The organism is Marinomonas atlantica (assembly GCF_001639725.1).
In the GTDB taxonomy this organism is placed as follows: domain Bacteria; phylum Pseudomonadota; class Gammaproteobacteria; order Pseudomonadales; family Marinomonadaceae; genus Marinomonas; species Marinomonas atlantica.
This window is the reverse complement of the sequence record NZ_LTAW01000005.1, coordinates 377,954-399,258: the sequence shown is the minus strand read 5'-3', so window position 1 is coordinate 399,258 and position 21,305 is coordinate 377,954. Positions and strand designations below refer to the sequence as shown.

Below are 21,305 nucleotides of genomic sequence, written 5' to 3'. Positions count from 1 at the left end.
ATTAATTAAATGGACTTGAAAAATGTGTTATCAAAACAACTTCAGAGATGCTATTGAAAAAATTACAGATGAAGCACTTGATCAAACTGAGCCCCCACACTCTCTTTTAGATTTCTCTATTTGGCATTTACTTACTGTTAGTGAAGATAGAACACGTATGTTTTTTGCTAGCTGGATAGAGGCTGATGAGTTTCATATTTTTAATTTTGTTGATGGAATTAAGTACTCATTAAGACACTCAATTTCTCATGTAGTGAAAAAAAATGTTAACGCAAAAGTAAAATTACCCAAAAAAACTATACCGCAAGCATATACTAAGGCTGCAGCTCTTCTTGAAGAGGCGGATAAATACGAGAATATTTGTCGGTTGATCGCTTCAACATATAACAACAGGGGGGTGTTTTTAAAAAAAGGCGATACATATAAATTAGAAGTAAATGAGCTTGTAGATATACGATATAGCGTCTTAGAAGGCTTTGGACATGGGGCTGATATTGTTAGCGACATCACTGGAGTGCTTTATCGTTGGTTAAAGTCAGGGCCAATTAATCTCAAAGAAAATGTAATTGATTCGACTATTAGTAACTCAGTATATCTGAAAAAAGGGAAAGTTAGCTATAGCTATAAACCAGCTATTAGCTTTGGCCTCTCAAGAAGTTTTCCGCAAAGAGATCAAATTATACCTGTTGATTTTGAATTTAAATGGGGTAAAGCATATAAAACTCACTCTCTTATAAACTCTTTGTTTGTCCGTTGTTTTTATCATGTTCTAGCTGTTGAACTCGCAGCTAGGAAACTTTCCATAGATGGCGGAGCTGAGTCTTGTTTAGTCTTGTTAATTTCCAGAAAACAGCTTTGTGAAGATCTACAGGTTTTAGCAGATTTTTCTGAAGTAGATGTCATGTCTTTCATTGATTACATAACCTTTGGAAATAGCGCTCATACTCCTGATATTGCAATTCAGCCACTTTATAAGTCTAAATGCGGAATGCTAATGGTACCTTGCTATTTTATATTAAATAGTAATATGCAAAGGAATTTACTGTCTCTTATGGCAAAGGTGGATAAAAGTCATTTTGATTCACAAAGCGATCTTTTTGAAAAAAATATGATTTCAAGAATGTTGCCTTCATTAAAAAAGTGGAATTATAAAGAATTAAATAAAGAGTTTAGCGTTAATCGGAAAAAAGAAGAATTAGACGCTATAATTTTTGATACAGAAAATAAAGTAATGTTAGTGATAGAAATGAGATGGGTTCTTCAGCCTGGTGATTCTAGAGAGGTTTACAATAGAATTAGTTCAATTTCAAAGAAAGTTGATCAAGTAAAAAGAAAGGTTGAATTTGTTGAATCTAACTCTTCTGTAATTCTAAGCCGTACTTTTGAGAATAAAATTGATTTTGGTAATATAGAAGATTGGAAGGCTAAAGGGATAGTAGTTATACACGGTTTTGGAGGGACTATTTCTCACGATATGAATTTTCCTATTGTTACTTTAGATATTTTTTGTAAAGGTATTAAGCAGTTTAATAGCTTGGATAAGTTTCATAATTGGCTAAAAAGTTTATGCTGGCTTCCATCACAGGGAGTACATTATGATATGGAGACTTTTATAGAGGATAATGGTCTTCTTAAAATAGAGAGGGATGCAGCTAGAACCAGTTCAACAAAACAGCGATATATCGAAACCCTACAAAAAAGTATCGATGATAATTTAATGGTCAATTGAGACACCCACCTTAAAATAAGTTATTAAGACACCCACCTTAAAAAGTGACTCATAACTCAGTTCTAAAAGTGTCAAACAACCAGCCAGTTTCAATCCAGACTGGCTTTTTTGTGCGTGTTAGTTGGGAAATAGGCTTTATTTAAACTGTTCTGTTGAATTTGAGGCGAGTGGGTGCCTTACCAGTAAGGTAATAGCAAAAGGGCGAAGGGGATTTGTTAGACTAGTAGCTGTCTCTTTGGCCTTCGTTTATAGCCGGCGTTTGATAGAATGGCTTCTGTGCCGACGGCGGCGAAGGTGTGTTGTTCGAATTAGTTAATTGAGACATCCACTTTAAAAAGTGACTGATCATTCAATTCTGGTAAGCGCCAAAGATCAGACCAGTTTTATCCGAAACAGAATCGATTAGTTAATTGAGACACCCACCTTAAAAAGTGACTCTTAACTCAGTTTTAAGCAGCACCAAATATCTAGCCAGTTTCAATCGAGACTGGCTTTTTTGTGCGTGTTAGTTGGAAAATAGGCTTTATTTGAACTGTTCTGTTGAATTTGAGGCGAGTGGGTGCCTTACCAGTAAGGTAATAGCAAAAGGGCGAAGGGGATTTGTTAGACTAGTAGCTGTCTCTTTGGCCTTCGTTTATAACCGGCGTTTTGGTAGTAGTTGGATAGAATGGCTTCTGTGCCGACGGCGGCGAAGGAGTGTTGTTCGGGAATTAATCAGGACACCCACTTGATATTAATTTGAATTGATTGAGTTTGTAAGGGACCGCTACTCAAAGGTAGCGGTTTTTCGTTAGGAGCCTAAGCAAATAAGTCGATTTGCGTCTTCCTTGCTTAAGTCGCTCAATAGCAGATCTAGAGTGATTTCCGTCCGTTTTTGAGCAGATCCAAATTTATCAAAACCACCACACATTACAGTATCAATTTTAACAAGAGCAATTGTTTGGTTACGATCTTTAATTTCAACGTTTAAATAGCGCATATAAGTTGCTAGATCCCACCACCAGTTAGCGGAGTAGCTTAGCTTAGGGTTTGAGGTTCCATCTGAATTAGATTCAGTAACATCAACTACTTGGTATTGAAATCCATACTGATCAAGTTTGCTTGCAATGATATTTTTGATTGAATCCTTAGTGCGGCCATCGTCTATGACCTGAATGGTTTTGTTTTCAATACTACTAGGTTGAAGTTTTTGTAAGTCAACGATAGCGTTATTGGCGCATCCACCTAAAAATGATGCAACTATTAATGCAAAAATTTGTTTTTTAAGCATGTTTTCTCCTTTTTATAAATACTAACTGAATGATCAAAATATCTACTATGAACCAGATTTTTTAATTACTTCCATTTCAATCGATGTACCAATAATGGCTAAATAGATAAAGTTTTGCAGTTTATTAGCTTTATCTAAGTTAGCACAAGTAAAAATTTTAATTTTAATGGATTTTATTAACTGTTAGATGAGGTACACACTTTAAAGGAGTTGAATTCGCAGTTATTAGAACACTCACCATAAAAAGTGACTCGTAACTCAATTTTAACCAGAACTAAACAACTTGCCTGTTTAACTCGAAATTAGCTTTTTTGTGGCCATTAGTTTAGAAATTAGCTGTATATTCGCTGTTTTCATGGTGTTAAATCGAGCAGGTGTCTTACCCGTTAGGTAATGGCAAAAGTGTGGAGGGTAATAGCTCGATTAGGCCAGTAGCTTTTTAGATTTACTGATCTTTGGCCTTCGTTTGTAGCCGGCGTTTTGGTAGTAGTTGGATAGAATGGCTTCTGTGCCGACGGCGGCGAAGGTGTGTTGTTCGAATTGGGTGGCGATGGTAAGCCAGTTTTCCGATGGGATATTGAGGCGTTGTAATATTGGGGCGAAGGATAGGTCTATGCTACCGCGTTTATTTTGGCGCACGATACGTCCAGTGAGATCGACAAGTTCTAGGTGGTCTTCCAGTTTAAAGGGTAGACCTTTGGGTTGATTTTTTCGTGGGTTGCCAATAAATGGATAGAGTGTTTTAGGCTGTTGGTTTTGCTTGGCGCTATGGATGCGTTTTTTGATGCTGGTGTAGTCTGAGGTTTCAGGTGTGTCGGCCATCTTGGCGCGGATTGGGTTTAAATCTACATAGGCCATACACGCCATGAGCGCGGCTTCGTCGAGTAAGGCTTGGGATTTGAATCGACCTTCCCAGAACCTACCGGTACATTGGTCTTCGAAGTTGGCTTGACGTGCGATATTTTCGTTCAACTCTCTCAGAAACCAGCTGATGTCCATTAGCCGTTGGCGATATGATTCGACAGTTGCATCCAGTAATGGCAGTAGATATTCCGGTACTTGACCTTGCAGCATATATTGCTTGGTGATCATGGTGCCTTTATGAATGGCATGCCATCGGGTTAGGACTTCTTCTGTTGTCCAGCTCTCTGCAGCTTCATGATCTATAAAGAGAACTAGGTGAGTGTGGTTGCTCATGACCGCATAAGCGCAAACCTTGATGGCAAAGGTACGGCTTAGAAATAGCAATCGTTTTTCAACCCACTCCCTTCGGTGTTCATAGCTTTGACCAGTCACTGGGTCTTCGCCACAAATAAAGGCTCGACGAACACAACGGGAAACACAGTGGTAGTAGGGCGTGTCAGTGATGCTAATTAATTGATTTCTGGGTTTTGGCATACTCAACTCCTCGTTCCTTGAGGTCTTTGGGTAAGCTTACACAATAACTGTATAAATATACAGTTATTGTGTTTAGGGTTTTTGAACTAAGCGTTGATCAATACGAAAGGCTTCACTTTGAGCTAGCGAAGTAAACTCTTTGCAGCGGGAATGGTTTGGATTCAGTAGGGCGCAGTAGTCACCAGAAATAACGCTGGGTACTAATAGAATGAGGCTGGCTTGGCTATCTAGCCATTCAGCACCTAAATCGGCTAATTCCTGAGGGGCTGGGTATGCGTGCCAATTATTTGGTAGAGCATCGTCTGGAAATTTTAGAATCAAGTTGTCAGGTACTTCGATGGAAAGCATGGTAAATTGATCGAGAGCACTGGCGTCATGTAAATGAACGACCGTCTCAAGTAAGCAAACGGATTTTGATTCGCCTAAATAAACGCAGCTTTTACCTTTTGGGTTCCATCGGCCGCCATACGTACGAGCGCCATACCCATCAAATGCTGAGTCAACAAATTCCGTTCTGCATAAACGAAACAGCTTCACTAGCTGATTACACCATGTTTTATACGGCCAATGAGGTCTAGTACGGCCTCTTGCCCTAAAGGATTCTTCGCGTAGTCAGAAGGGGAGACATTGCCTAGCGCAATTGCCGGCGTATTAAGCCATTGCTCAGTTTTCTGAGGATCCTGATTAAATAAATCTAATGCGGCATCTAATACACGAGCACCATTATAAACTTTAGTGGCTGTCGCTCCCTGCCATTTAGAATGAGATTTTTTATGCCGGCTAAGTGTCGCTCGGTCAATACCGACTACCTTGACCACAGTAGCTTGTGCCAATCTTGAGTTTTGAACAATCTGATCTAGAAACGAGGTGTCAAAGCCTTCTTCTAATTGCAAAGAAGCGCTAATTGGATCACTTGACAATGACAGTGTTGCCATAAGTCCATCTCTTGCTTTGCCGCTTGGTTTAAATATTCTAATTGACATATATACCTCATTGCGCTTGTTTCACTTGCAACATTTATTGTAGCACTTGCGTCAACTTTAACCTAGTTATTAGGTTGAGCTAATCGAGACACTTACTTAAAAAGTGATGTTGTAAAAGGGCATCATTACGATTTTATAGCGCCTTTTTCTAAGTGGCTAACAGAGGAGGAAGATATTCCTGTTGCTAAAGATCCTGAAGGGTTTAATCGTTCTGTATTCCTACGTGATTTGAATGCAAAAATTGTTGAGCTAATGACGACTGAATAAACGTTTACCATAATAGATAGCAGGCGAATTCAACTTATATGATAGCTTCTCGGTTGCTTAAATTTTAAACGTATTCTTGGTCGATAATTTATCCGATATAGAGTGTGTTCCATAATGAGTTCTATTGCCATTGTCAGGTCTTCCGCCTTATTTTTTTAGTAAAATTTTGGGCTCCACAAATCTAGATTGACGCGAAAAAGCATTTTTTGAGGGGTATCCGAATGGGTATGGCTTCTTTTAATGCGATAAAATTATCAGCACATTCATAGGTCTATTTAGGTGTTGTTTTGGGCTTTTTTAATAACTGGAATACAGCCGGTAAGATTGGTTATGTCATGCATGGATTAACTGTAGAGCAGGGAGCTTCGATGAAGGAAAATGCATGCCATGCTGTGGTGAAAGCCTATGGTTGGAAGAATGCAACCTTGCTATTAGAAGAGCTCAAGCTAAGGCTTGATGAGTTTCAAGCCTATCGTGTGGTATCGAAAATGATCGCTTACTATGTGTATGGCAGGGAGCTAGGAGGCCTAGATGCGCAAGCAGCGGCATATGCTTTTTTAGACGGGACTGGAGCTCTGAATGATTTGGACTGGGAAGATAAGAATGACCCAGTTGTGTCGAAGTTATTGGCTCAGAAAAGTTCACCAGAGAACGCTAAAGACTAATTTGAATCGTATATTTTGATTATATTTGTCAATTTAGCGCACAAAGTGGATCTTAACGTTGGTCGCTATTCAAAGCATTTTATTAGGCGTAGCATGAATTAAATGATTAAAGATCAATAGCGTCTTTTATTGAATGCAGGCGTTCCAACAAGGAGTACCCGATGCAACCTAAATTTACTGTTCAAATTGATTCGTTCAAAAAAATTAAGCAGATCGATAATGCGTGGTCCGATTCTGATTATAAAGCCATGCTAGCGTTGATGGGCTTTGAAGAGGATGTTGAATCCATGAGTTCGTCCGAGCTGCGCGAAATGTGCATGATGTCTTTTAACGATCAAACGCCCCAAGAAGCGGCAGCGATTGTATTAACGCACCTTTTCCCAGAATTGACAGAAGGCAAAGTAGATCAGCTAAGTCACGACATGCTGGATGATCGCGCTTGGGAGCAGTATCCAAATTGCCTTTACCATGAAGCTTTGTTTAGTGCATACGCACTGTTGCGAGAAGCCTTCAATGGGACCTTTGCGCAGCCAACAGGCGTTGCATTAGCGCTGACGGTGTCAGCGACCAATGAAGAAGAAATGGGTATTTTTGATACCTCACCACAGTCTGCGATGGTGCGTTTATTGGCCAACGGTCAAAGTGAAGATGCTTTAATACACCGCCTTTATGAAGATCAGATACAAGGTGATACGTTCGCAGAAGCACCGGGCATTATTTGGCAATTGCAACAAATCACTGATAACGGTTCATCTCGTAAATTCAGCTTGCTGAGCTCTGAATTTTGGTTTGGAAGTTTTGAAGACATCGAAACATTTGAAGCTACGTCACATGCAGATTCTTAAATATTAATAACCTCCACTGACATTTTTTGCAATCAGCCAGCTTCATTAACAGCTGGCTTTTTTATAATGCCATTAAAGCGGCATAGCCATATTTTGGACCTTTGATTAAAGTCTACATTTTCAGCATCCAAATCCTAGATAAGGTATCTGCTTGCTAAAAAGTAAATTTCGTAATTGCACTAATCAATAGTATTTTCATACTTATCTGCCGCGGCATCTATTTTAACGGATTTGACGGCTTGATCTGTTACCAAGCAGAGTTCTTTAGCATGCTCAACGGCATCACCAGCGTCTTGAATGAAAGCAAAAGGTACTTGGTAGTCGGCATATTCATTGGCTGCAGACGTGATTTTTTCCGATCGATCGTTCGGTTTTAAGTCGCGAATATAAACGGCTAAGATCCTATCTGGATAAGCTTTAGCAATCTTTAAATAGGCATAAACATCCTGCTGTCCTGAATCACCAACCAAGACTAATTTTAAATTCGGGTATGTTTTTAAGATGGTTTTAATACGATCAGTTTTATAATCTTGATGACCACTTTTAAACCAGCGATCTTCACGTAAACCAAAATCTTTTAGCAATACAGGCCCTTTTGGAAGGTTGTTGATGCGTATAAATTCGGCAATCAAATCGTAAATATTCCACGGGCTGCTGGAAACATAAAAGAATGGGTTATTAGCGTTACCCGTAGCACCTTTATGCAACGCACTGTAAAACTCAGACGTACCGGGTAATAGCGTGCGGCTGTGGGCATTGTTAAACAGGACGGTTTTGGTATGTTTCAAAAAGCTTGTGGCACCTGTGTGCATTATGGTGTCGTCCACATCGCTGACTACACCAAACTCAGCATTATCGTCGGGTATGGATATTTGTGCCACGGTATGCTTCTGGGCTTTAGGTAGCCCTGTGTCAGCGGGTTGTAACGTGACATTTGTCCAAGGTTGTTCAACATCTTTTTTTGGAGGGGTTGGCCAACGGTAATGAAAGTAGCCATTACCATCGGTATAGACATTACGTTTATCTGCACCGAGTGTCAGTTGAATTTCTGTAAATGGAATTTCTGCGCTTAGGTAGCGACGCATCATGTGTACGAAGTTCTTCCAGTTACTGTCTTCGATGGTTCCTTGCACACCTTTAGCCTCTAATAGTCGACCGGAAACCCATAATTCATCTTTTGTACCATAGGTCATATAAGGCTCAACAATCACTGGAGCGTAACCCCGCCAACGTTTGAAACGATGCTTGAACTTGTTATAGCGTCTTTCAAGGCGATATACCCATCGGCGAACAGTTTTGTGCATTCTATATCCTTTGAAACAGGGCTAATGAAGGAGTGCAAAGAAGTCGTACAGAAGGCTATCAAATATGACATCTTTAGTAAAAAGTTACGTATTAGTTTTATCTATGAGGGTCATTTTTCGTGAACTATATGGTTGTTAAGCCGTATTCTTTGAACATTGTGTTTTTAACGTACTTCTTTGCATATTCGAAGAAAGTCGCTCTATAAACGAGACATAGGTGAATTACAGCGTCATTATAAATTTATACCTTATGAAGGAGTAAATGAAGATGAGCAAAGATGTTGCTGAAGTAATCGTTGAAACATTAGCTAGCGCAGGTGCAAAACGCTGCTATGGCGTTGTTGGTGATACAATCAACCACTTTACAGATAAAATTCGAATCTCTGAAATAGACTGGGTGCATGTGCGTCATGAAGAGGTTGGGGCATTTGCTGCTGGCGCAGAAGCCTACATGACTCAAGAATTAGCGCTTTGTGCAGGAACATGTGGCCCAGGCAGTCTTCACTTCATCAATGGTATTTTTGAATCTCATCGAAATGGATCGCCCCTAGTATTTATTGCTTCAAACGTGGATCGCCAAGAAGAGGGGCTTAATTTTCCTCAAGAAGTCGATCAAACCAAGTTATATGAACAATGCTCTGTGTTTTGTGAAAGAATATCTCATCCTGATCAAGCTCAACGAATTGTCACTCAAGCGGCTCAAGCAGCATTAGCCCATCAAGGTGTGGCCGTTGTGGTGGTAAATGGTGATATGTTCAAAGAAAAGATGCACAGTGATATGCATTGGTCGGTGCATCGCACTCAGCCTGTTACTCATCCGAATCCACAAGAAATGGATCAGTTAGTTGGACTTATTAATGAGGCTGAAAAGATTACCCTCTATGCGGGCATTGGTGCAAAAGGTGCCAACGAAGAGCTTATTCAGTTAGCAAAGTGTCTTAATGCTCCGATCGTCCACAGTACACGCTCGAAAGAATTTATTGAGCCAAATAACCCTTATCATGCAGGAATGACGGGGATTTTAGGCAATAAAGCAGGTATGGAAGCCGTACTGGATTGTGATCTATTAATCTGTTTAGGAACGGATTTCGCTTATACACAGTTCTACCCAACTAATGCCAAAATCGCACAGATTAATCTCGACACCACCCATCTGGGTAAACGCTGCCCAATTGACTTAGGTTTAACGGGTGATGTAAAGGCAACCATCCAACAGCTGTTGCCAAAATTGAGTCAACGCAGCGATGAAGCCCATCTCGATAAAGCTCTAAAGCAATGGCAAAAAGATTTAGAGGGTTATCGCAAAGAAGAAGTTTCAGATCACTCTTTGATACATCCACAAACAGTAACACGAAGACTTAATGAGTTAGTAGGTGATAATGCTATCTTTACCGCAGATGGTGGCTCACCAATGGTATGGTTGTTGCGCCATTTAGAAGCAAAAGGGTCACGCCGTTTTCTTACTAGTTTATCTCATGGCACCATGGCCAATGCTTATCCTCAGGCAATGGGGATTGCGAAAGCGTATCCTGATCGTCCAGTCATTGCACTATGTGGTGATGGTGGCATGACCATGTTGATGGGGGATTTATTAACCTTGGTGCAGGAAAACACCCCGGTTAAACTGCTCATTTACAACAATGAGTCCCTTGGCTTTGTTGAAATGGAACAGCGTGTTGAAGGCCAGCTAGACAGCTTCACTAAGTTGAAAAACCCTGATTTTTCAGAAGTGGCAAAAGCAATGGGGTTGGATGCTTGGCGAGTTGAGAAGCCGGAAGACATTGATAACGCCATGAAGCAATGGCTAGCTTCTGATAAACCCGCTTTATTAGATGTTAAAGTCAGCCCAATGGAACTGGTTATGCCTCCTAAAATCGAGGCAGGGCAGGTAGCTTCAACCGCTTTGTTTGGTATTAAAGCGGTGTTAAATGGTCGTATGAGTGAAGTGACAAATTTGCTTAAAGATAATTTTCTTCGCTAGAAACTCCAGTTCTGCGCAGCCATTATTTTACTAACTGTAAAACCACCAATACTGGCAAGTGTTGGTGGTTTTTTAGACCTCTACCTATGCTTCGGCTAGGTGCGTTGTATAGAAAGAGACAGGGCTATGCTGAATAGGCCAATGCTTATCCATGTGCGATAAAGGTTGGCTTGGTTCCAGTTATCACGTATTTCTTGCCAGTCGTTCGGCAAGTGATTGGGGGCCCAAGATTCGGTGTAATAATTAAGCGGTAAATTAACAAATTTTGTAAATACAATAATGGCAAAAATATAAAACAAGCTTAGCACAGCCCATATCAAAGCCTTTCTACGCTTTGCAATAATAAATAGTAAAAGAGAGGTAATCAATGGAGCAACGGCAGCGCCAAAGAAACATAGAAAAAATCCTAAATGGCGTACATTGATATTAAACAAGGATTGGACTGTGGCATATGTCGCACCGTCTACTTGCAGCATGGCATAGTTCACATTGAATGAATAGGTGGCAAAGAATCCAGCCATCATGCCAAACAACAGAATGCTTATAAATTTGCTTTGATTTAATAGAAACTTCGTCATCATAGCGCTCCTTTTGAACTAACGGTGCTGAGACGTTTAGTATCCTGAGAACTTACAACGAGCGCCTTATCATTTGTTAAGATTATGCGTTTTTTTCAAGCGAGATAGCGTGACAGGCGTGATGCCTAAGTAACTTGCCAAGTGGTGAGCGGGGACTTGATCTATCAGTGTCGGCTGATCGACGAGCAGCTGTCTGTATCGTGCTATAGCTGTTAGCTGAAGCCAATCTCGCTCGCGTGAAAGCTTGGCTTCTAATAGACGCTCCATCCAAATCTGATTAAAGATTAGCCACTCAAAATTGTCTTTGAATGCAGATTTGAACTCATCAAACAACCAATATTGCCCTAAAACTGGGCTAAGTGTCTCAATTGAGAAACCAATGGCTTTAGTGCGAAGTGAGTGAGTCACAGGCCAAAATAAGTCGCCCGCTAAAAAGAAACGTTTATTATGCTCTTGGCCGTCTTGATCAAGATAATACATGCGTACGACACCTTCACTTAGCCAATACACACAAGTCCAAGGCGCCTCTGCAGAAAGCAAAAGGTCACTTTTGTTCGCATCCAATGGTCGAGCCAAAGTCATGAGCTTAGTTTGTGTGCGTTGGCTAAGTTGAGCAAAGTGTGTCATTTAAAGTACAACCCAAATCAGTAGCTTGATTTAAAAAATCTTTGAACCAAAGAGGTTAACTTTACACATAAATGAGCATTAGTTTGTAGAGTCATCTTCTCGACTCGTTAGGCTCAAAGATTCCTTAAACGTCAGTGTACGATATGGGAACGGAATTTCAATACCAGCGTTATCAAGCCCATATTTGATGGCAGTGACGACTCGATCCCTACTTACGTGCATGCTCAGCGGGTCGGATTTCGCCCACCAGCGGACGGTGAAATCTAGTGAAGAAGAGTTGAATTCTCTGGCATAAACTTCAATACCGCGGTCTTGATCTATCTCTTCAATGTTTTCGAGTGCTTCAATGATAATGTCACGCGCTTTATTAACATCTTCGCCATAGGCTACGCCAACAACTAGGTCAAAACGGCGTTTGGTGAGATCTGTGAGTATATAAAGAGGATTTTTAAACAAAAAGCTGTTTGGTACGACAATAAGCTGATCGTCGACTTCACGAAGATAAGTTTCTCTAACTGTAATTTTTTCAACTCGTCCACTGATACCTTCGCACTCGATGTAATCATTAATGCGCATAGGTTTTCGAAGCATTATTAAGATGCCAGCAAAAAAATTCTCGAAAATATCTTTAAACGCCAATCCTACTGCCACAGAACCTAAGCCTAACACTGTAAGCAATTTGGCTGGGGTTAGACTTGGAAATATAACGGTGACTGCAAACAATACGCCTATCGTCCATAGGGTCACTTTAGTTAAAGTGACAAAAAGATCTCGTAAAGAAGGGCGTATATTGGAGCGCTTAAAGGACTGCCTTAAAAGGTGCGTTAAAACAGCCGAAATGCACCACGTAAGTATTAAAACGATGATTGCAATAAAGAACAAAGGCAACATTTCAATCGTTCCCAACCACATGTTGTGAGCTTTCTCGTGCAGAGGCTCAATAAATTTCATCCGTATACTCCTTAAAAAGACTGAAACTTGAATGCCTTAGCATTCTGGTTGGGTGCATATTTTAGGTCGATTATAGACCAAAGCAGGAACGCCTCCTACGCAAATGAATTGATTATGGAATGGCCCCTTATTGCGATCAATAGTATCGCCATCTCTGCAATAGAACTTGGACTTGAAAAATACGTGTAAAAGATGAAGAGGGAATTAGTAGGTACTAAGCACCATCCAATAAAAAATAAAGTAATATATCTATTTAATTTTTTAAAATCTGGCTGATTGTCAGGCGAACACACACCTTACTGCAGTGCGCCACGAGCCCAAAGTATGTACTTGTCTCGCTCTAATGGACTGATGCCACGGTAAGCTGTAGTTTGTCCTTGTTCCGGTGAGCAGATCTCATAGCCTGATAAGCGTGTGCTCATTTTTGCATGGCCCCCACTCAATGAAGCAAGTTTTATTGCGTAGTCTAGTGATGTAGCAGCAGGGAATTTTCCTCGTATGATAACGCGATTCCCTTGAAACTCTGGGGCGTCAAAATGCCCGCGCATTTTAGTGATGTCACTGGTGAGGGTACCAAGCAGCTCACTATCCGCTTGAATCTGAAAATCTAGAATAGGCTCGAGTAAATCGGTATCAGATTCGTTTAAACCATTCATGATCGCCATAGGTGTGGCAATTATAAAGTCACCAGGGCGGCTGTGTTGAACATGATCGGAGCCATCGATGAGGGTAATCTTGACATCCGTGATGCTCCAACCTTTGATACCTTGTTTTAACGCTTTAGTGAGATTGGCTTGAATTTCATTTTGATACTTTGCAGCGATTTGATTAACGCTGACTTTTGATTCGTAATGCACACCTGAGCCTCTTTGAGCTGGCTCAATCAAGAAGCGTACAATAGCCCAACAAGGTTTAGGCATCCAGTAACATTCGTACCCTTCAACAGGTTGGGTCGGAGTTTCTTTATAGATAATACTGGGTTGTTTGAATGTAGCTTGAATAGCAAAACGCTGTTGAAGTATTGTTTGCAACACTTCAACTTGAATCCAGCCATTGATGTTGACGTGAAGCTCTCGCTGTTCGACTAGCCATTCTAGATTAAGCAGCGGATCTTCATCAGCAAGCTCTGTTAGCGCACTTGCCAGCGCGCTAAAATCTTTTTCATTATCTGGTATTACTTGAACGGTTAAAAGTGGTGCGGAGAGCTGATAGGCATCAGGAACAGCATCACCAAGCCCTAATATATCGCCTATTTTTGCGGAATGAAGACCACTGACAACGCCAATATCACCTGCTTCGATACAATCCATATCATGATATTTACCGCGTATCACGCGCTTAACTTGGCTTGCTTTGTCTTCAATAACATGTGCTTCGTGACTACGAGTAGCGTTGTGAATTTTATCTCTTGCGTTGAGAGTGCCTTCAAACACTCGAACATAAGCCATTTTGCCAATACGCTGATCATGCTCAATTTTAAAAACGACCGCTGAAAGTGCGGCATTAATATTTTGTTTGGCATTAGGTAAGTAATGAATTATGGCGTTTAGAAATTCATTGATGCCAATTCCTGCTTTGGCAACACCCGTGAATACAGGATAAATTTCGTTGCAGGAAATAGCATGACTAAGTTTCTGGTCCACTTCCTCGAATGTTACTGGCACACTTTCTATAATGGCCTCAAGCAACTCATCATCTAACTCGGTCAAGCGTTCAAGCAACGGCTGTAACCATGGCTCAAGTTCTTCACTTGTGAATTGGCTAGGGGTGCTTGCTTTTAACCAGCCATCCGATATTCCGGCATCGGTTTGACCTAAATTGCTTGGTTGCTGTAATAAGACAGCATTAGGGCTGAGTTCTTGATGGATTTCATCCATGACACGTTCAACATCTGCACCTGCTCGATCAAGCTTGTTTATAAAAATGAGCGTTGGGATATTGAGATACTGTAGCGCATCAAAAATGCTGCTGGTATTAGCTTGAACACCTTCGACTGAACTAACTACAAGAATGGCGCAATCTAACGCTCGCAAAGAGCGTTCCACTTCTGCACTAAAATCAACATGCCCTGGGGTATCAATCAGGTTGATTTGATGATCGTTCCAATAGAAGGTTTCAGTTGCTAATCGAACAGAAATGCCTCGCTCACGTTCTACTGTTAGAGAGTCCGTTGCTGTCGTACCGTCATCGACACTGCCCACTTTTCGCGTCGCGCCCGAAGCAAATAACAGCTGTTCAGTTAAGGTGGTCTTGCCCGCATCTACATGGGCCACAATGCCAATATTTTTACAAACCTTCGTCACGTGTAATCTCTAGCTAAAAATATGCGCATAGTTTACTTTGGTTAGTGCAGGAGTACGAATGACAAAAGATTGTGAAGACAGTAAAAATAGGTATTAACGTTAATAATTCGGATGTTTGATCTTGAATCGACACAATCCCAGCTGTGCTTTTAAATTGCCTTATACTAAAAAAGAGATCTCACTTTTAATATGGGTGAGATCCCTCTTTTTTAACTAACTACTGATAGATCATCTTTATTTTTTAAGCGAATCGTGAAGCGCTTTAAGGCGCGCGGCTAGATCGTCTAGCTGTTCGTCTTGAACTTGAGAAACACAAGCTCGAATGCCATCGGTATGTTTCGAACCGGTATTTGCTAAGGAAATTGCACTGATACCGAAGCACAACAGTGTTTTCATTAATGTGTCGCCATCCATGTAGGGATGAGACAAAGTGAAGTAAAAACCATCACTTAATGATTCGCCATTGTCATTTTCGTAAACTAACTTGAAGCCGCTTTCAAGAAACATTCGTTTCATCTCTTGAGCTCTATCTTTATAGATTTTTGTGATCTGCAAAAATGGAAGCTCGCCATCACTAGCAGCCTTTAACATTGCGGCCAACCCATATTGTGCTGAGTGAGTGACACCCGAAGAAAAGTTATGCAAAGCCCCTAATGTGATGGCTTTACCAAACAAAGTTTGACCAAGTGATGGTTTTAATGTCGGACATTCTCGCGCAAACAGTGCGTCTGATATCACTAAACAACCGACCCTTTGGCCAGCATAGCTGAATACCTTAGAGCTAGAAATCAGCAATATATACTGGTCTGTATAGTGGGCAATGCTTGGTTGGAATGGTGCTTGGAAAGGCTTTGCATAGTCCTTTCGATAGTCCATTCCGAAATACGCCAAATCTTCAATGACAATAACATCATAACGTTTTGTTACTTTGGCAATGATTTGCAGTTCTTTCTCATCAAAACAAATCCAAGCTGGGTTATTGGGGTTTGAGTAAAGCAGCGTTGTATACTCTCCACTAGATAAGTGTTTTTCTAGCGCCTCTTCAAGTGCATCACCCCTGTGTTCGTAAACATCAAAGCTTCCCCATTGTTGCCCTAACATTGCCAATTGACGCTTTTGGTTAGGAAATCCCGGATCAATAAACAGTGTTTTCCCATTTTCGCGAAGTCGGTTTGCCACCACAAAAGAGGCTAGGGCGCCTTGAGCAGAACCAACGGTTGGAAAACAGCCAGCTTGGTCTACTTGAATATTTAGAAATGCTTTGCAGAAGCGACTAATCTCATGCTTTAAAGATGAAACACCCTCAATCATAGGATATTTAGACGCTACACCAGATTTTAAGGCTGCAATTTCAGCTTCTATACCAATTGAAGGCGCCTCTAGGCCTGGTACGCCCATTTCCATTCGAATAAACCGCTGCCCTGACTCTGTTTCAAGTTGATTAACCAAAGACACCAGCTCTCGAATACCTGCACGAGAAAGTGCAGAGATGTTTGCTTTGTCTAATGCGTTGTTGATCAGCGTTTTGTCGATAAGAGTTGTCATTGAATAAGCTTCATTATCAAATTTGTGAATGTTTGAAAGATGCTAACGCAACCCACCTAGTAGAATGTAACGATTAAAATGCATCAAATCATAAGATAAAATTGCAGGAAATAAATGAAAGGCTTTTGCTAACAGTACAACGACGCGCTTTAGGGCGAGGCGTTTTACTAATTAGCAATGTTCGAAAATATGCTGTTGAGCTAAAAAGCCTTAAAGAATAGAACTTAATAAATTGCTAGAAGGAAAAAGAAGAAAGCTGAACCAGAAGCTGATGTTCTGGTTCAAGATATTGTTAATTTTGCGAATATTTGACGCGGATTTTGCTGTCATCAATATTAGCGTGGTGCAACGTTTTTAACGCGGTATTTGCTTCATTTTGATCTGGCATTTCAACAAATGCAAAGCCTTTAGATAGGCCTGTTGCTTGATCTAGCACCAAGGTACATTCTTCAACGGTACCATGATCGGAAAAGAGAGTGCGGATTTGTTCTTCTGTAGTGGTGCGCGCAAGGTTGCGAACTAAAAGTTTCATAGAGATATTTGCCTGTTGTATTTAGCCGTTATTATCTCAGTTCTGTATAACCAAACCAAGTAAAGAATACTGCCGACCATGACTTAGCTATGATAGCGACTATTTTAGTTTGTAAAATCTCAATGGGAAGAGGCGCTGAATGGCATGGAAAAAACTCTGCCTCTTTGAATGGATTTAATCTATCAATCAAAAAGGCAGATCTTGCGCTATGCTTACTGCAAAAAATCTTTGGAATCGAAGAGACAAAAGGTTGTTGCTGGCCAATACTCGGTCCATTTTAAGCGATGTTTCATGATTGGATTATTGACCCAAAGGACGCACCTTTTCGCCTAGTACATCGCTTACATAAAGCATTTGTACGAGGACAATCATTGATACTAGCAGTGGGGTAGATAACGCTAACCCTTGTAAGCCAAAAATCGCACCCATTAACATTTGGCCACTCAACATAACAGCTGGAGGAAGTGACACAGCTTTAGTCTGCACATAAGGGGTTAGAATATTACTTTCTAAAAGTTGTACTGAAAAATAAACAATAATAACGTAAAAAGCTTGGGTAGGGCTGTCTATTAAACCAACCAATACAGCAGGAATGGCTGCAGCAATAGGGCCAATAAAAGGCACGAATGATAGTAAACCTGCTAACAATGCGAGTGCCATCACTAATTGCATATCGAGCAGCCAAAGACCCAGCGCTGTTAACACTCCGACAGCAGCCATAGAGGTGGCTCGCCCAATCAACCACCACTTTAAAGCATGGTAAACTGAACTATTAACTTCTCTCAACCGCTCACGTTTGTCACGTGGAAAAAGGTACAAGAAACCTTGAATGTAAGGTTTTGGATGGAGAGCTAAGTAGAAACCGATAAAAATCATGACGAATAAATCAGCAAAAGCACCAAAAATGGTTGAAAAGGCTCCTGTTACTTTGCCCATTAATTTACCAGGAGACAAAGGAGCTTGCTCCCACTGCTCTCGAGCCCAATTTATAAATGGCTCTCCCCATGATTGATTTGTTAGATACCCTTGAATTTGATTAAGACCGCCACTTAGCTGTTCGCTTAGTTGTACCATCTGGTCGGCGATATCAGGTCCCATTGTTAAAGCAGTAATCAGTACGGCACCTAAAAAGAGGGCGGTTACGAGTAATACTGACCCCCATCTAGGTAGTGGCAAAATCGCTTGAAGTGGACTAGCAAGACCCGTCAAGAACACACCAAACAAAACGCCGCCAAAAATCAAAACAAGCACATAAGCTAAATGCCACAATAATAAAAATAGGCTCAACGCTATGGCGATGATACCTACAGTCGCTAACAAGCGTCGTAAATATTGACTGTATTCAGATTCCATCTTTTTCATCCTTCGTTTTGGGTAGACATTACGACATTAGATAAACAATGAACGGCTCTTTGCTGTACAAAATATCATTCCAAATGAGACTAAGAGATTCTTATCGTGACAATATCAGATTCATGTTTATTTGTACGAAGCTAAAGTGATGACAATTTTTGAATTTTGCTGTTTGTAACCCAACTATAATTAAAATTTAGAGGATAAACTGTGCAATTCTATAGTGTTATACAAAAGAGAAGGTACAAGCTTAAGGAATATGAATTTCATAGTTAAATAGTGTTTGAAGAGGAAGGCACTAGGGGTTGGCTGAAGTAGAAATGCCTTAAGGCATTAGGCGTTGAATTAAAAAAACCGAAAGTGTCGGTTGTGACACTTTCGGTATTAAGGGACTTTAGTCCATTACCTTTAGGGGAAGGTAGTTATAAAAGTCGATCTGATTTAATTAGAAGCTGTACTGTGCAGAGTACATTACGCGAGTGGCATCTTTATCGCCGCCACCGTAAAGATCACTCTCGAAGTGCGCAAGTTCAACACCCATCATAACGTTGTCAACTGGGTACCACATGTAGTTAACAAACATGTTAGTGTTAGCTTCGTTGTTACTACCAACGCTACCAAGATCACGGTTCATGTCGTCTAGGTCCATTTTCGCTGTACCGTAAACGATGTTGAAGTCACCTTCACCGATTTTAGTAGAAAGACCAACAGAGCCGCCCCAGCCAGAAACTGTTTCTAACTCGCCGTTATGTAGGTATGCATCTGTGCCACCCCAGCCTGCACCAGAACGGTAAAGGTAAGAGTTTGCGCCATTAGAATAGTTGACTACACCGTGAAGTGTTACTGCGCCAAGGTTAACGTTTACGCCAGTGAAAGCGCCAACGCCCATTGCAGTGTCGTCTTGAACACCAGTATCATGCGACAGTTGGCGAGCTAGACCAGCAACAACAAAACTTACATCATCACTTGCAGAGCCTTCGTAGCGTGCAGTAAATGCTGGAAGTGAGTTTTTAGACTGACCACCGTTTAGGCTAGAACCGTAATTTTTTTCAATAGAGAAAGAAAGGCCGCCATCTGTGTAACGTACTTGCTCAGTACGGTCTTGTACGCCTGGGCTACCAGCTGTTGAATCGAAATCTAGAGTTGGAGTCCAACCTGTCCAGCTGTTGTAGTTCGACCAAGTACGACCAATTGTCCACTTGTCGTAAGAACCGTAGGCATGACGAAGACGGAAAGTACCACCACGGAAGTCACCTTCGACTACTACTTTAGCACCGTCTTTGTGTTGAGCAGAGATGCCAATGCGTGACTGTTGAGCGTCAGCATCAAAGTGACCTTCGCGAACATTGTTGCCACCTGTAATTGCTGTAAAGTCGCCGCCTTGTGTGTTGCCACCAATGTCTTCGTTGATGTCATACACTGCGTTCAGTTGAGCATAACCGTATACGTTAGCTGTCACATCACCAGCGTTTACTTCAAAAGCTTGAGCGGCTTGAGATAGACCTAAAACACTTACACCTAGCGCTAAACATACTTTGGATTTGATCATAAATCGTTCCTATTTATTATTTATTCCGAGTTAATTTGTTATTGCCCAAATGTTTGGGGCTGAAATTAACAAATTCGTAATAAAACATATCATGCTTAAATTGTGCACGCCAATAGCATTTTATAAACAATGCTTATTTAAATCTGATTTTTAAATTAAAAATAGAGATTGATATGAGTGGACAAAATTCATTAATTTGAAAATTTAAATTTTATAATAAAATTAAAAATATGTTTTTATTTTCAGTAAGTTACGATATATGTGATTATTTATTTTTAGTGTTTTTTATTAATAAATTTATATTTTACATCTCAATAAACGACACTATAAACATCAATAACGACCAACAATTAATCAATTTAATTAATAAATTATGTGTAAAAAAAACATATATATTTTTTTATCAATAATTATAAGTTGGACATAAGCGACAACTTTTGAGTGTTTGCGACAATTTTAATGTGGCTCAATGAATATCACATGAAGAAATTAAGGTGACTAAATCAACTATTTGATCAGTAACATCATTTTCAGTCAGTCTATGAGGTGTTGTTAACCTGCTTGGCTTTCAAGCTTTAAGAAACATTAATTGATTTAATTCGCTAAAGCGTTTCAAGAGATACATCAGCATTCTGCAAATATTACTCAAGAGCTAACATGGTCTTTATAGTTTTTTCATAAACTCATATTATGAATTGATTGCATATCTACGGCTTAGTAACGATTTAGGTCAGGAAACTTTTCGAAACTTAAGGACAAATATGGGTCTTATTAAAACGTTGAAACATCGGACCAAGAGTGCAGTGAACTCTAAACACATGTTAAAAAGTATCACTGTAGCGTCTTTTTTAGAGTCCACTATCGTTCCGATTCCTCTTGAGGCGGTGATGATTCCTCTGATGCAAGCGCGTCGAGAAAAACTTTGGCTAATTGCGTTAATGGCAACTATCGGCTGTATTGTTGGTGCCTTAGCTGGCTATGCTTTGGGTTACTACCTATTTGACTTGGTAGGGGATTGGATCATTGAAACGTTTTCAAATCAGGATCAATTTGAACAAATATCCAGCAAAATGGACAATCAGGGCTTTTGGTTTGTTCTGACTCTTGGGATTGTCCCCATCCCGTTTCAAATTGCGATGTTAGCAGCAGGAGCAACGAAGTTTTCTTTGCTGTACTTTCTCATTGCGACAGCGATAGCTCGATCACTCCGTTATTTTGGATTGGCATTAATAGTGTTCATTGCGGGTAACAAAGCAGAAGAGCTAATAAGAAAGTATAAAACGAAAGCCTTTGTTGTTATCACTGCAATTGCAGCATTGCTTTGGTGGCTATCTACTTTGATCTAAGCCAAAAAAGGCATGAGGTGCTTAACTTCATGCCTTTGTATTCTTTTGAGCTGACTAATAAAGTTTAATCACTAATGCT

General features: G+C 40.4%; 18 protein-coding genes. 5 read left to right on the top strand and 13 right to left on the bottom strand.

All coding sequences use genetic code 11. The annotated features are described in order from the left end of the window. The first annotated feature begins 22 nt into the window (after positions 1-22). The gene (locus AYW75_RS11545; RefSeq protein WP_067099560.1) at positions 23-1,729 is read left to right on the top strand and encodes a hypothetical protein; all 1,707 of its coding nucleotides are present in this window, start codon (positions 23-25) and stop codon (positions 1,727-1,729) included. Between the two features lie 790 nt (positions 1,730-2,519). Here AYW75_RS11545 and AYW75_RS11540 read toward each other — a convergent pair. The 4 genes from AYW75_RS11540 to parS form a co-directional block, all read right to left on the bottom strand. Beyond that, complete coding sequence (locus tag AYW75_RS11540) at positions 2,520-2,999, bottom strand: Sbal_3080 family lipoprotein (protein WP_067099558.1); 480 nt, start codon at positions 2,997-2,999, stop codon at positions 2,520-2,522. Positions 3,000-3,422: 423 nt separating this feature from the next. Further along, on the bottom strand, positions 3,423-4,397 hold the full coding sequence (locus AYW75_RS11535; protein ID WP_067099556.1) for a transposase: 975 nt from the start codon (positions 4,395-4,397) through the stop codon (positions 3,423-3,425). Between the two features lie 72 nt (positions 4,398-4,469). Beyond that, a complete protein-coding gene (locus tag AYW75_RS11530) occupies positions 4,470-4,934 on the bottom strand; it encodes an RES family NAD+ phosphorylase (RefSeq protein ID WP_067099554.1) in 465 nt (154 codons plus the stop codon). Next, positions 4,934-5,380 carry a type II RES/Xre toxin-antitoxin system antitoxin gene (gene parS, locus AYW75_RS11525; protein WP_082856495.1) on the bottom strand — a complete coding sequence of 149 codons (447 nt, stop codon included), beginning with the start codon at positions 5,378-5,380 and terminating at the stop codon, positions 4,934-4,936. The genes AYW75_RS11530 and parS overlap by 1 nt, the downstream gene beginning before the upstream one ends. A 554-nt stretch (positions 5,381-5,934) precedes the next feature. Between parS and AYW75_RS11520 the strand changes: the two genes are divergently transcribed. Both AYW75_RS11520 and AYW75_RS11515 read left to right on the top strand, forming a co-directional pair. Beyond that, positions 5,935-6,312, top strand: coding sequence for a hypothetical protein (locus AYW75_RS11520; protein ID WP_067099552.1), 378 nt, complete (start codon positions 5,935-5,937; stop codon positions 6,310-6,312). A 161-nt stretch (positions 6,313-6,473) separates the two neighbouring features. Then, on the top strand, positions 6,474-7,157 hold the full coding sequence (locus AYW75_RS11515; RefSeq protein ID WP_067099550.1) for a hypothetical protein: 684 nt from the start codon (positions 6,474-6,476) through the stop codon (positions 7,155-7,157). A gap of 179 nt (positions 7,158-7,336) precedes the next feature. Here AYW75_RS11515 and AYW75_RS11510 read toward each other — a convergent pair whose 3' ends face one another. Next, positions 7,337-8,461, bottom strand: a complete 1,125-nt coding sequence (locus tag AYW75_RS11510; protein ID WP_067099548.1) for an App1 family protein — start codon at positions 8,459-8,461, stop codon at positions 7,337-7,339. Between the two features lie 268 nt (positions 8,462-8,729). Between AYW75_RS11510 and AYW75_RS11505 the strand changes: the two genes are divergently transcribed. Further along, a complete protein-coding gene (locus AYW75_RS11505; RefSeq protein ID WP_067099546.1) occupies positions 8,730-10,442 on the top strand; it encodes a thiamine pyrophosphate-dependent enzyme in 1,713 nt (570 codons plus the stop codon). Between the two features lie 95 nt (positions 10,443-10,537). Here the strand turns inward: AYW75_RS11505 and AYW75_RS11500 are convergent, their stop codons facing one another. From AYW75_RS11500 to AYW75_RS11465, 8 genes are all read right to left on the bottom strand, one after another. Beyond that, positions 10,538-11,020: an anthrone oxygenase family protein gene (locus AYW75_RS11500; RefSeq protein ID WP_067099544.1), complete on the bottom strand. Its 483-nt coding sequence runs from the start codon at positions 11,018-11,020 to the stop codon at positions 10,538-10,540. A gap of 69 nt (positions 11,021-11,089) precedes the next feature. Then, positions 11,090-11,647, bottom strand: coding sequence for a Crp/Fnr family transcriptional regulator (locus tag AYW75_RS11495; protein ID WP_067099542.1), 558 nt, complete (start codon positions 11,645-11,647; stop codon positions 11,090-11,092). 78 nt (positions 11,648-11,725) lie between these two features. After that, a complete protein-coding gene (locus AYW75_RS11490) occupies positions 11,726-12,598 on the bottom strand; it encodes a mechanosensitive ion channel family protein (RefSeq protein ID WP_067099540.1) in 873 nt (290 codons plus the stop codon). Between the two features lie 296 nt (positions 12,599-12,894). After that, positions 12,895-14,901 (bottom strand): GTP-binding protein, encoded by a 2,007-nt coding sequence (locus AYW75_RS11485; RefSeq protein WP_067099538.1) that lies wholly within the window; start codon positions 14,899-14,901, stop codon positions 12,895-12,897. Positions 14,902-15,135: 234 nt separating this feature from the next. Beyond that, complete coding sequence (locus tag AYW75_RS11480) at positions 15,136-16,446, bottom strand: aminotransferase class I/II-fold pyridoxal phosphate-dependent enzyme (RefSeq protein WP_067099536.1); 1,311 nt, start codon at positions 16,444-16,446, stop codon at positions 15,136-15,138. A gap of 292 nt (positions 16,447-16,738) precedes the next feature. Beyond that, a complete protein-coding gene (locus AYW75_RS11475) occupies positions 16,739-16,978 on the bottom strand; it encodes an RNA recognition motif domain-containing protein (protein WP_067099534.1) in 240 nt (79 codons plus the stop codon). 300 nt (positions 16,979-17,278) lie between these two features. Then, positions 17,279-18,331, bottom strand: a complete 1,053-nt coding sequence (locus tag AYW75_RS11470) for an AI-2E family transporter (protein WP_067099532.1) — start codon at positions 18,329-18,331, stop codon at positions 17,279-17,281. A 445-nt stretch (positions 18,332-18,776) separates the two neighbouring features. After that, positions 18,777-19,880 carry a hypothetical protein gene (locus AYW75_RS11465; RefSeq protein WP_067099530.1) on the bottom strand — a complete coding sequence of 368 codons (1,104 nt, stop codon included), beginning with the start codon at positions 19,878-19,880 and terminating at the stop codon, positions 18,777-18,779. 761 nt (positions 19,881-20,641) lie between these two features. On the opposite strand from AYW75_RS11465, the gene AYW75_RS11460 reads away from it, so the two are divergent. Continuing rightward, positions 20,642-21,226 carry a YqaA family protein gene (locus AYW75_RS11460; protein WP_067099528.1) on the top strand — a complete coding sequence of 195 codons (585 nt, stop codon included), beginning with the start codon at positions 20,642-20,644 and terminating at the stop codon, positions 21,224-21,226. The last annotated feature ends 79 nt before the right edge of the window (positions 21,227-21,305 follow it).